The 11,225-nt window shown below is 72.3% G+C and carries 13 protein-coding genes; 6 read left to right on the top strand and 7 right to left on the bottom strand.

Features of this window, described 5'->3' with window-relative positions:
* Positions 1-18 precede the first annotated feature (18 nt).
* The 5 genes from H5965_RS28895 to H5965_RS28875 all read left to right on the top strand — a co-directional run bounded on the left by H5965_RS28895 (position 19) and on the right by H5965_RS28875 (position 4,231).
* Positions 19-651 carry a GntR family transcriptional regulator gene (locus H5965_RS28895; RefSeq protein ID WP_310973559.1) on the top strand — a complete coding sequence of 211 codons (633 nt, stop codon included), beginning with the start codon at positions 19-21 and terminating at the stop codon, positions 649-651.
* On the top strand, positions 648-1,112 hold the full coding sequence (locus H5965_RS28890; protein ID WP_310973557.1) for an OsmC family protein: 465 nt from the start codon (positions 648-650) through the stop codon (positions 1,110-1,112). The genes H5965_RS28895 and H5965_RS28890 overlap by 4 nt, the downstream gene beginning before the upstream one ends.
* Positions 1,113-1,197: 85 nt before the next feature.
* Positions 1,198-2,499, top strand: a complete 1,302-nt coding sequence (locus H5965_RS28885; protein WP_310973555.1) for a lipase family protein — start codon at positions 1,198-1,200, stop codon at positions 2,497-2,499.
* 45 nt (positions 2,500-2,544) lie between these two features.
* Positions 2,545-3,192: a TetR/AcrR family transcriptional regulator gene (locus H5965_RS28880; protein ID WP_310973554.1), complete on the top strand. Its 648-nt coding sequence runs from the start codon at positions 2,545-2,547 to the stop codon at positions 3,190-3,192.
* Between the two features lie 49 nt (positions 3,193-3,241).
* On the top strand, positions 3,242-4,231 hold the full coding sequence (locus H5965_RS28875) for an NAD(P)/FAD-dependent oxidoreductase (protein ID WP_310973553.1): 990 nt from the start codon (positions 3,242-3,244) through the stop codon (positions 4,229-4,231).
* A gap of 1 nt (position 4,232) precedes the next feature.
* On the opposite strand, the gene H5965_RS28870 is transcribed toward H5965_RS28875, so the two are convergent.
* The 6 genes from H5965_RS28870 to H5965_RS28845 form a co-directional block, all read right to left on the bottom strand.
* Positions 4,233-4,982: a serine protease gene (locus H5965_RS28870; protein ID WP_310973551.1), complete on the bottom strand. Its 750-nt coding sequence runs from the start codon at positions 4,980-4,982 to the stop codon at positions 4,233-4,235.
* An 8-nt stretch (positions 4,983-4,990) separates the two neighbouring features.
* Positions 4,991-6,040: a class II fructose-bisphosphatase gene (glpX, locus tag H5965_RS28865; protein ID WP_310973549.1), complete on the bottom strand. Its 1,050-nt coding sequence runs from the start codon at positions 6,038-6,040 to the stop codon at positions 4,991-4,993.
* Positions 6,041-6,125: 85 nt separating this feature from the next.
* The gene (locus tag H5965_RS28860) at positions 6,126-6,347 is read right to left on the bottom strand and encodes an exodeoxyribonuclease VII small subunit (RefSeq protein ID WP_308673846.1); all 222 of its coding nucleotides are present in this window, start codon (positions 6,345-6,347) and stop codon (positions 6,126-6,128) included.
* Positions 6,344-6,748, bottom strand: a complete 405-nt coding sequence (locus H5965_RS28855; RefSeq protein WP_310973545.1) for a hypothetical protein — start codon at positions 6,746-6,748, stop codon at positions 6,344-6,346. The genes H5965_RS28860 and H5965_RS28855 overlap by 4 nt, the downstream gene beginning before the upstream one ends.
* Positions 6,745-7,992 (bottom strand): exodeoxyribonuclease VII large subunit, encoded by a 1,248-nt coding sequence (xseA, locus tag H5965_RS28850; protein ID WP_310973543.1) that lies wholly within the window; start codon positions 7,990-7,992, stop codon positions 6,745-6,747. The genes H5965_RS28855 and xseA overlap by 4 nt, the downstream gene beginning before the upstream one ends.
* Positions 7,989-8,708 (bottom strand): lipid droplet-associated protein, encoded by a 720-nt coding sequence (locus H5965_RS28845; protein WP_310973542.1) that lies wholly within the window; start codon positions 8,706-8,708, stop codon positions 7,989-7,991. The genes xseA and H5965_RS28845 overlap by 4 nt, the downstream gene beginning before the upstream one ends.
* 142 nt (positions 8,709-8,850) lie before the next feature.
* Here H5965_RS28845 and H5965_RS28840 point away from each other — a divergent pair, with 142 nt between their 5' ends.
* On the top strand, positions 8,851-9,846 hold the full coding sequence (locus tag H5965_RS28840) for a 4-hydroxy-3-methylbut-2-enyl diphosphate reductase (protein WP_310973541.1): 996 nt from the start codon (positions 8,851-8,853) through the stop codon (positions 9,844-9,846).
* Between the two features lie 297 nt (positions 9,847-10,143).
* Here the strand turns inward: H5965_RS28840 and H5965_RS28835 are convergent, their stop codons facing one another.
* A complete protein-coding gene (locus H5965_RS28835) occupies positions 10,144-10,998 on the bottom strand; it encodes a DUF6542 domain-containing protein (RefSeq protein WP_310973540.1) in 855 nt (284 codons plus the stop codon).
* Positions 10,999-11,225: the final 227 nt, after the last annotated feature.

Raw genomic sequence — 11,225 nt, 5'->3', positions numbered from 1 at the left:
CGGAACGGGAGGTGGTCCGTGAACTCGGTCTACGACGAGGTCCGCGGCCTGATCGTGCTGGGGACCTACCCGGCGGGACGGCCGGTGACCGAGCAGGAGCTGTGCGACCGGCTCGGCGTCAGCCGCACGCCGGTGCGGGAAGCGTTGCGGCGCTTGGAAAGCGACGGCCTGGTGCAGCCCGCCCGCCGCGGGGTGACCGTGGTCGAACTGGGGGAGAAGGCCCTACGGGACGCCTGCCTCGTGCGGGCCGCGCTGGAGGCGTTGACCGCGGAACTCGCGGCGGAACGCTGCCGAGCGGGCGAGCTCGCGCCGGCCGACCTGGCCCGCCTCGGGGACCTCGCCGACGAAGCGGACCGCGCGACCCGGAGCGGCGATCTCGCCGAAGGCGTCCGGCACAACCGGGCGTTCCACGGCCACATCGCGGTGCTCGCCGGCAACCCGCCGGCGGCCGAGGCGCTCGACCGGCTCTGGGACCGGATCACCGTCTCCACCCGGGCCTCGCTGGCCGCGCCCGCCCGGACCGCGCAGGTCGACGCGGAGCACCGGCACCTCGTCGCCGCCATCACCGAGGGGCGGCCCGAAGACGCCGCCGCCCTGGCCCGCGCCCACGTCCTGTCGACGATGTCCGCACTGGGAGGAGCCGGAGCATGAGCAGGGAACACCACTACGCGGTCACGGTGCGCTGGACCGGCGACCCCGGCACCACGCACTACCGCGGGTACGCCCGCGACCACGACGTCGAGGCGGCGGGCAAACCCACGCTGGCGGCCTCCGCCGACCCGGGTTTCCTGGGCGCGGCCGACCGCTGGAACCCCGAAGACCTGCTCGTCGCGACGCTGTCGCAGTGCCACCTGCTGACGTACCTGTCGGTGTGCGCCCGCGCGGGCGTGGTGGTCACCGGCTACGTCGACCGCGCGAGCGGCGTCATGCGCGAGGACGGTGCCCACGGCGGCCGCTTCGCCGAAGTGGTCCTGCGTCCGGAGGTGACGGTGGCCGACGCCAGCATGGCCGCGAAGGCGACCGCGCTGCACCACGACGCCCACGAGCAGTGCTTCATCGCGAATTCGGTGAACTTCCCGGTACGGCACGTCCCGGTGGTGCGGGGCGCCTAGATCGTGTACGCGGCTGTACATGACACCTACTCGCTGGTAGGTTACGGCGATCCGCGTGATCAGCTTCATGATTCAAAGGGGAGTCATGACCGTTCGCACCGTCGCGTTCGCCGCCGCGCTCGCGCTGACCTTCGCCGCCGCCCCGGCCACTCCGGCCGCCGCCGCGACGTCCGATTCCTTCTACTCCTACGACGGCAGCGCGCCGCTGTCGTCCTATGCGCCCGGGACCGTCCTCAAAACCCGGACGCTGGCCTACCACGTCGTCGGGCTCGCGACGCCGGTGCGGGCCGTCCAGCTGCTCTACCGGACCACCGACGCGCAGGGCCGCCCGGCCGCGAACGTCACCTCGGTCGTCCGCAGCATCACCGGCGACACCACGAAAGCCGTGTCGTACCAGTCGGCCTACGACTCGCTCGACCCCGCGGACGCGCCCTCGCGGGCGATCGCCGGTGACGTCACCCTCGGCGGTCTCCTGCCCAACGGCGAGTCGCTGCTGCTCCTGCCGTCGCTCCTGCTGGGCTACAACGTCGTCGTGCCCGACACCGAAGGGCAGACCGCGGACTTCGCCGCCGGGCCGGAGTACGGCACCAACACGCTCGACTCGATCCGGGCCGTGACGAGCTCGGCCGCGACGGGGATGACCAAGAGCACGAAGTTCGGTCTCCTCGGCTACTCGGGCGGGGCGATCGCGACCGGCTGGGCGGCCGCGCTGGCGCCGAGCTATGCCCCCGACGTCAACGAAAACCTCGTCGGTTTCACCGAAGGCGGCGTGCTCGTCGACCCCGCGCACAACCTGAAGTACGTCGGCGGCAGCCCGGTCTGGTCCGGCGTCATCCCGATGGCGCTGATCGGCGTCGCGCGCAGCTACGACATCGACCTGCGGCCGTACGCGAGCGAGTACGGGCTGAAGGTGCTCGACGAGCTGGAGCACGCGTCGATCATCACCGCCCTGGGCCGGTACCCGGGCCTGACGTGGCAGAAGATCGCGAAGCCCGCGTACGCGAACCCGAACTCCGTGCCGCCGTTCGTCGCCGCGGTGAACAAGGTCAACCTCGGGTCCGCGCCGACCCCGTCGGTGCCCGGGTTCATCGCGCAGGGCAACGCCGGGTTCCTGGAAGGGACCACGAGCAACCTGCCGGGCATCGGCACCGGCGACGGCGTGATGGTGGCCGGCGACGTCCGGGCGCTGGCCCGCCAGTACTGCGCCACCGGCAACCGGTCGATCAAGTACACGCAGTACGACGCGCTCAGCCACGTCGGCGGAGCCGCGGCGTGGGCGCCCGCCGCGATCGCCTGGCTGGCCGACCGGTTCGCCGGGAAGGCGGTGCCGTCGAGCTGCGGGCACATCCCCGCGGGCAACGCGCTCGACCCGGAACAGCCCGCCTGACCGCGGCCGTACCCGGCGGGGCCGCCCGCCGGGTACGGTGCCGCGATGCAGACCCGTCTCCCCAAAGGGCCGCACAGCCTCAGCCGGGAAGAGGTGGCGCAGGTCCAGCGCGCCCGGCTGGTCGAGGCGGTCCTGGTCAACGTCGGCGAACGCGGCTACGCGGCCACCACGGTCGGCCACATCACGGCGTCGGCGGGTGTCTCCCGCACGTCGTTCTACGAGCAGTTCACCGGCAAGCAGGCCGCGTTCCTCGCCGCCTACCGGGCGGTGACCGCAGAATTCCTCGACCAGGGCGTCGCGGCGGCCGTCGAGGCACCGAGCCCGCTCGACGCCGTCACCGCGTGCGGCGACGTCGTCGTCGGCTACGTGCGCCGCCGTCCGGTGGTGGCCCGCGCGGTCCTGCTGGAGATCTACGCCCTCGGCGACGCGGGCCTCGAGGCGCGCGAGGAGATGCTGCGCGCGAGCGAAGCGGTGTTCGACCGGACGGCGGTGTGGCTGCGCACGACCGAGCCGGGCTGGCCGCTGCCGCCGCCGTTCACGGCGCGGACCGTCGTCGCCGCGACGATCGAGCTGCTCACCCAGGCCATCTGGCTCGCCACCGACGACGCCTACGACCGCGCCCGCGAAGCCATCCGGCATACCTGGCTGCTCGGCCTCCACGGACACCGGAACATCCCCGCGCAATCCGGCTAGGATCGGCTGTGTTCTCGATCACCGCCATCCACCACTGGCTGGAGCGAGCATGACTGAAGTCCCTGGGGACTCCTACGACATCGTGATCATCGGCGCGGGCCCGACGGGCCTGTTCGCCGCCTACTACGCCGGGTTCCGCGGCCTCTCGATGGCGGTGGTCGACTCGCTGCCCGAGCCCGGTGGCCAGGTGACCGCGATGTACCCGGAGAAGATGATCTACGACGTCGGCGGGTTCGCCGAGGTCCGCGGCCGCGATCTGGTCGAGGGCCTGGTGCAGCAGGCCGCGCCGTTCAAGCCGAAGTACCTGCTGGGGCGCAAGGCCGAAAAGCTGGAGCCGGCCGCCGACGGCGTCGAGCTGAGCCTCGACGGCGGCGAGACGCTGCGTGCCCGCGCGGTGCTGATCACCGCGGGCATCGGCGAGTTCACCCCGCGCCCGCTGCCGGCCGGCGACGGCTGGCTGGGCCGCGGCATGGTCCACTTCGTCCCCTCGCTGCAGGCGCACGCGGGGCAGCACGTCGTGGTCGTCGGCGGCGGAGACTCGGCGTTCGACTGGATCCTCGCGCTGCACCCGGTCGCGGCGAGCGTGACGCTGGTGCACCGGCGCGCGAAGTTCCGCGCCGCCGAGTCGATCGTCCGGCAGGCGCGCGAGCTCGGCACCCGGATCATCACCGACGCCGAGGTCACCCGGTTCGTCGAAGCGCCGGACGGCTCGCTCGAAGCCGTCGACGTCTCGATCAAGGGCAGCGGCGAAGAGCGGCTCCCGGCCAACGCCGTCGTCGCGGCGCTCGGTTTCACCGCGGACCTGGGTCCGATCGAGAGCTGGGGCCTGGAGATCCACCACCGCGCCATCGCCGTGGACTCGACGATGGCGACCGCGCGCGAACGCGTATACGCGGCGGGCGATGTCGCCGCGTACCCGGGGAAGGTCAAGCTGATCGCGACCGGCTTCGGCGAGGCCGCGACGGCCGTCAACAACATCGCCGTCGCGCTCGACCCGGACGCGCACCTGTTCCCGGGCCACTCGAGCAACGCCGAGTGATTCAGGCCTTCGTCTTCTCCGCGATCCAGGGTGCGTAGGCGACGACGGAGGTGTAGATCGACGGCGCCGTCGCGCATTCCGGCTCGTTGTTGCCTGGCCGGCTGGTGACGCCGGCGAGCTGCCAGTGGTCGCCGTCGCGCACGATCTCGGGGCCGCCCGAGTCGCCGAAGCACGCCCCGGACTTGCCGCCGGGGTTGTCGGTGCACAGCTCGGCCGTGCCGTCGAACACCGACGTGCACTTGGTGCCTTCGACGATCCGGGTGTCGAGCTGCTGGAGCGTCGTGGGAACTGCACCGCAGTTGACCTTCGGGCACGTCTGGCCCCAGCCGAGGATCCGGGTGGCGGTGCCCGGCGACGCGGCCGCCGCCAGGCCGATCGGCGCCGCCGAAACCGGCTTGGGCAGCCGCAGCAGCGCGATGTCGCCCGCCGGGCTCTGGGTGTTGAACGCGGGGTTGACGACGATTTCGGCGGGCGGAGTGACTTCGCCGCTCTGGTTCGAGTCGTTGGACCCGGTCCGCAGCGAGATGTCGGCAGGCGCCTTGCCGTACGCGCAGTGCGCGGCCGTGACCACCCAGGTGGGCGCGATCAGCGCGCCCGCGCAGTAGAACTTGCCCGACGCGGTGTGCAGCGACACCGTGAACGGGTACGGCTGGTCCGCCGCGACGCCCCCGACGATCGCGGGGGCGGCCGTGGCGGTGCCCGGGACCAGGACCGGCAGCAGGGCCAGCAGAACCAGCAGTCGCCTGGTCACGGATCTCCTTACGGCAGCGGGGGCACGACGTCGTCGTCGGGCGCGTCCAGGTGGCCGTCGAAGTTGACCGAGGAGTACGCCCGCAGCTTGTTCAGCCGGTGGTAGCCGTCGATCATTCTGACGGTCCCGGACTTGGACCGCATCACGATGGACTGCGTGGTCGCCCCGCCCTCGCGGTAGTGGACGCCGCGCAGCAGGTCGCCGTCGGTGACGCCGGTGGCGCAGAAGAAGACGTTGTCGCCGCGCACGAGGTCGTCGTTCAGCAGGATCCGGTCCAGGTCGTGCCCGGCGGCGAGGGCCTTCTCTCGCTCGGCGTCGTCCTTCGGCCACAGCCGGCCCTGCAGCTCGCCGCCGAGGCACTTCATCGCGCAGGCCGCGATGATGCCCTCGGGGGTGCCGCCGATGCCGATCAGCATGTCGACGCCGGTGGTCGGGCGGGCCGCGGCGATCGCGCCCGCGACGTCGCCGTCGGAGATGAACCGGATCCGCGCGCCGGCGTCGCGGACCTCCTTGATGATCTGCTCGTGGCGCGGGCGGTCGAGGATGCAGACGGTGACGTCGCTGACGCTGCTGTGCTTGGCCTTGGCGACCCGGCGGATGTTCTCCGCGATCGGCGCGCCGAGCTCGACCTTGCCGGCCGCGTCCGGCCCGACGGCCAGCTTCTCCATGTAGAACACCGCGGACGGGTCGAACATCGCGCCGCGCTCGGCCACCGCGAGCACGGCGAGGGCGTTGGGCATGCCCTTGGCCATCAGCGTGGTGCCGTCGACCGGGTCGACCGCGACGTCGCAGTCCGGGCCGTCGCCGTTGCCGACCTCTTCGCCGTTGAACAGCATGGGCGCTTCGTCCTTCTCGCCCTCGCCGATCACGACGACCCCGCGCATCGACACGGTCGAGACGAGCTGGCGCATCGCGTCGACGGCCGCGCCGTCCCCGCCGATCTTGTCCCCGCGGCCGACCCACCGGCCGGCGGCCATCGCAGCCGCTTCGGTGACCCGGACCAGCTCCATCGCGAGGTTGCGGTCGGGCGCTTCACGACGACTGTCTGCGGCGGGCATCTGTGCCTCCCGGATCGTGGAACTGGCGGGCGTTCAGTCTGTCAGATACCCGCCGTGTTTCCAGATACCGTCGGCATGGCCTACCTCACTGCTCGGAGTCGTCCTCCACGGACGCGAGGGCGGCTTCGATCCGCTCGCGAGCGCCTTCGAGATGCCGCTCACAGACCTTCGCGAGCTTCTCGCCCTTCTCCCACAACGCGAGCGACTGCTCGAGCGACAGTCCGCCCGCTTCGAGCTCGCGGACGACCTCGACGAGCCTGTCGCGCGCCTGCTCGTAGCCGAGTTCCTCGCTGGCTGTTTCACTCACGCTCGGTGTTCTCCGACCTTCCGGGCTGACGGGTTGGCGCTGTTCGCGCACACTACCGCGCTGGCCATCGCGTGGTCGTAACCCACGAAGGCGAGAGCGAACTCCTGCCCGTCACCGTCCGCGATCGCCTCTTCGAGGTTCTCCTGCGCCCCGGCCACCCGCTTGCGGTGCCCTGCACCCTCGGCGAACCACCAGCGCGAGCCGACCTGCATCGACGTCACCTCGGACAGCCTGCGCAACTGCGGGCCGAGGTCGCGGCGGGCCGCCGTGCCGCAGCCCGCGAGCAGCGCCGTCCAGCACTCGGCGGCGGCCCGGTCCGTGCGGACCGCCTGGTCCAGCAGCGGACGCGCGCCCAGCCGACGGGCGGCGTCCACGGTGAGCGGGAGGAACGTCACCTTCACTCCTGCTCTCCTTCCGCCACCGCCTTGATCGCGCCGTCGCCCACGCGCACGCGCAGCTGGGCACCGGCCTCGACTTCGGAGACGGAGCGGAGTACCTGGAGGTTGCCTTCGGCGTCGACGAACTGCACGACCGCGTACCCGCGGGCCAGCGTCGCCGCCGGGCCGAGCGCGGTGAGCCGGGCCCGCCCGTTCGCGATTTCGGCCTGGTCCTTGGCCAGCAGGCCCAGCATGGCGCGGCGGGCGCGTTCGCGGTGGACGTCGACGTCGTCCTGCCGCCGCTGGATCGGGCCCAGCGGGTCGGCCAGCGCCGGGCGGCTGCGGATCTGGTTGAGCAGCCGCGCCTGGGTGTCGACCCAGCCGTGCAGGGCGCGGCGCCCGCGGTCGCGCATCTGCCGGACCCGCTCGGTCTCCTCGCGGACGTCCGGCACGATCCGCTTGCCGGCGTCGGTCGGCGTCGAGCAGCGCAGGTCGGCGACGTGGTCGAGCAGCGGGGTGTCGGGCTCGTGCCCGATCGCGCTGACCACGGGCGTGCCGGCGGCCGACACCGCGCGGCAGAGCGCTTCGTCCGAGAACGGCAGCAGGTCCTCGACGCTGCCGCCGCCGCGGGCGATGACGATCACGTCGATCTCGGGGTCGGCGTCGAAGATCCGCAGCGCCCGCATGACCTGCGGGACGGCCTGCGAGCCCTGGACGGCCGTGTTGAGCACCTTGATCCGCACGTGCGGCCACCGGCGCTGGGCGTTGGCCAGCACGTCCCGCTCCGCCGCCGACGCGCGGCCGGTGATCAGCCCGACGCCCTTCGGCAGGAACGGGATCGGCCGCTTGCGCTGCGGCGAGAACAGGCCTTCGGCGGCCAGCAGCTTGCGCAGCCGTTCGATCCGGGCCAGCAGCTCACCGATGCCGACGGCGCGGATCTGGTCGGCGCGCAGGCTGATCGTGCCGCGGCCGAAGAAGTACGACGGCTTCGCGTGCACGACGACGCTCGCGCCCTCCCGCAGCGGCGGCTCCATCTCCCGGATCAGCCAGTTCGGGCAGGTGACGGACATCGAGACGTCCGCCGAGGGGTCACGCAGGGTCAGGAACGCCGTCTGCGTGTTCGGGCGCGAGCTGACCTGCGTGACCTGGCCCTCGACCCAGACCGCGCCGAGCCGGTGGATCCAGTCGCCGATCTTGCGCGCGACGGTCCGGACCGGCCACGGCGCTTCCGCGGTGCTCGCGGGAGCCTGTGCGGACTCGGTGCTCACCGGCCGTCCGCGCCGTCTTCCCCGGCCTGTTCCGTCTTGCGGGCGTTGGCGATCCGGCGGGACAGCATGCCGGTGAACGACGCGCGGTCGGCGTGGGCGCGTTCGTACTCGAGGATCGTCTCGAGCTGCTCGATCGACAGCTGGCGCAGCCGGGCCCGCAGCTGCGGGAGGGTGAGCTGGTCGTAGCCGGTCAGCCCGGCCGGACCCTCGTACCCCGCGGCGCTGGTCCTCGGCGTCTCGCTCTTGGTCTTCTTGTCGATCTTGGGCGTGCCGGGCTTGGGCGTCTTCGGCGGCTCGTCCTCGCTGTCGTTCTCGCCGTCGGCGTGGTCCTCGGCGAGGGCGCGTTCCTCGTCGGCCCACGGATCGCCGAGCTCGGCCTCGAGCTCGGAGGCCGACGGCACGCGGCCGTTGATCTCCGTGCGCGGCTCGGGCACGTCGGCGAACTTCGGCCGGGCCGGCGGGACGTCCGGTTCGGCGTCCTCGTCGAACGTCGCCCAGCTGGGGGTGTCCTCGATCGGGCGCAGGCTCGACAGGGCGCTGTCGCCCTTGATCGCCAGCTCGGTGACGTGCTGCTGCACCCGCATGGAGGCCTGCAGCACCTGGCTGACCACGGTCACCGGGAGCCCGGCCAGCTGCCGGGGAAGTTCGCGAACCCGCTCGGCGGTGGAGACGGCGAGGCCCGCGGCGACCCGGAGGGGGAGCGGGAATGGCTTCATGGGGTCCAGCCTGCCGCATGACCGCCGCTCCTGCCCAACCGGACGGGCGCAGCGCGTGACGCCCGGCACAGCTCGGTAGGGGGACGAAGCTCACCCGAAAGGGACTTCGAGGTCGTCTCGTGGCTGCCCGTACCCTGGGGGCATGAGTTCAGCGAGTCCCGGAATCGAGCCCGCGGGTACCCCGACGATCACCGGAACCGCTTCCGGCAAGCGGGTCCTGCTCGCCAAACCCCGTGGTTACTGCGCCGGCGTCGACCGCGCGGTGATCGCCGTGGAGAAGGCCCTCGAGGTCTACGGCGCGCCGGTGTACGTCCGCAAGGAGATCGTGCACAACAAGCACGTCGTCGAGACGCTGCGCGAGCGCGGCGCGATCTTCGTCGACGAGACGTCCGAGGTGCCCGAGGGTGCGCTGGTGGTGTTCTCCGCCCACGGCGTCTCGCCGATGGTGCACCAGGAGGCCGCGGACCGGAACCTGCGCACGATCGACGCGACCTGCCCCCTGGTGACGAAGGTGCACAAGGAGGTCAACCGGTTCGCGAAGGACGACTACGACATCCTGCTGATCGGCCACGAGGGGCACGAAGAGGTCGAGGGCACCGCCGGCGAGGCGCCGGACAAGGTCCAGCTGGTCGACAAGGCCGAGGACGTCGACAAGGTCCAGGTGCGCGACCCGTCGAAGGTGATCTGGCTGTCCCAGACGACGCTGTCGGTCGACGAGACGATGGAGCGCGTCGACCAGCTCCGCGAGCGCTTCCCGGGTCTGGCGGACCCGCCGAGCGACGACATCTGCTACGCGACGACGAACCGCCAGGTCGCGGTCAAGGCCATGGCCGCGGAGTGCGACCTGGTGCTGGTGGTCGGGTCGACGAACTCGTCCAACTCGAAGCGCCTGGTCGAGGTGGCCCTGAAGGCGGGGGCGCGGGCGTCGTACCTGGTCGACTTCGCCCACGAGGTCGACGAGGCGTGGCTTTCGGGTGTGACGACGGTCGGTGTCACCTCGGGCGCGTCGGTCCCGGACGAGCTGGTGATGGACCTGCTGGCCTGGCTGGCCGACCGCGGCTACGCCGACGTGAACGAGGTCACGACGGCCAACGAGAAGATCACCTTCGCGCCGCCGAAGGAACTCCGCAAGGTCTGAGGCACGCCCGGTGGCGGGTCGCCCCCGCGGCTCGCCACCGTGTCGTCCAACCAGGTACGCGTGTCGTCCACCTGAGTACGCGTGTCGTCCGGCGAGGTGCGCGTGTCGTCCTCCCAATCACGCGTGTCGTCCCTCCAATCACGCGTGTCGGCCTCCCAATCACGTGTGATGGCTCTCTGATCACGCGCGATGCCCCCTCGGCGCGCGCGTGTCGTCCCTCCGATCACGCGTGATGCCCCTTGGTGGGCCTGTCGCCGCCCCTCCGATCGCGCGCGTATGCCACTTGACGCGCGTCGGTCAGCGTTCTTCTTCGTCCCAGGGCCGGTTCCGGCGCGGCGGAGTGCTCCGCCCACCGGCGGGGCGCCGGGGCGGCGGGGCGTCACGGCCGTCCTCGGGCGGGCGCGGACGCCGCCGCGGAGCGTCCCCGCGCGGCTCGCGCCGACGAGGGTCGCCTTCGTCCGGACGCGGCGTGCGCCGGCCGGCGGGGGGCGGCTTGCGGGTGCCGCGGTCGCGTTCGGCGGGGGCACCCTGGCGGGACGTGCGGCGTTCGCCGTCCGCCGGGGGCCGCGGACGTCGCGGCGGCGGTTCGCCTTCCCGGCCCCGGCGGGCGCCTTGCGGGAGCGGCGTCTGCCCGGTCCGGTTCGAACCGGCCGGCCGCGGCCGCTCGTCGGTCTTCTTGCCCTTTTTCGGGGCGTCCGGGTCGCGCTCGCGGAAGATGCGGACGAAGCCGATCAGCAGCGTGATACCGGTGGTGATGGCCATGGTGGGGAAGCCGTTGATCAGCGGGGTGCCGATGTTCAGCGCCTTCGACAGCATGTCGTCGCCCTGCGAGCCGGACGTCAGCAGGATCACGCCGGGCACGGTCACGGCCAGCACCAGCGGCGGCATCACCATGGGCCCGAACAGGCCGCGGCGCTTCACCGCGCAGACCGCGATCACGGCCCCGGCGATGTAGCAGACGGTGAAGACCACCGGGATGCTGCCCTGACTGGGCTTGCCCAGGAGGGCGCCAACGATCGCCAGGCCGAGGCCGACCAGGACCGCCGCCCACCAGGGCAGTCCGCGCCTCGAACCGACGACAGGACGCTCATCCCACGCAACGGGGACGTCGTCGGCATCTGGATCGCTCTGGCGATCGCGAATCGCGGTCACAGGGCAACACCGTATCTCGTGGTTGTGAAGATCTTGCCAGCACCGCCGCCGACGTGGGCCGACAGCCTCAGGTGGAGAAGCCCCGGCGGCGTGCGACAGCGCTGGCGAGCGAGCCGGCGGCCCGCTGAAGCAAGGGTGCCCCGGGCGGGTCGCCGACGACAACTCACGGACGGAGGGTGGCCGGGCCGGCCGGTTGGTGGAGGGGCCGGCGGTGGCGGGCGGGGCCG

Source organism: Amycolatopsis sp. 505 (genome assembly GCF_031625235.1).
Lineage (GTDB): Bacteria > Actinomycetota > Actinomycetes > Mycobacteriales > Pseudonocardiaceae > Amycolatopsis.
Note: the sequence above shows the minus strand (reverse complement) of the source record. Positions and strands in the feature narration are given on the sequence as shown.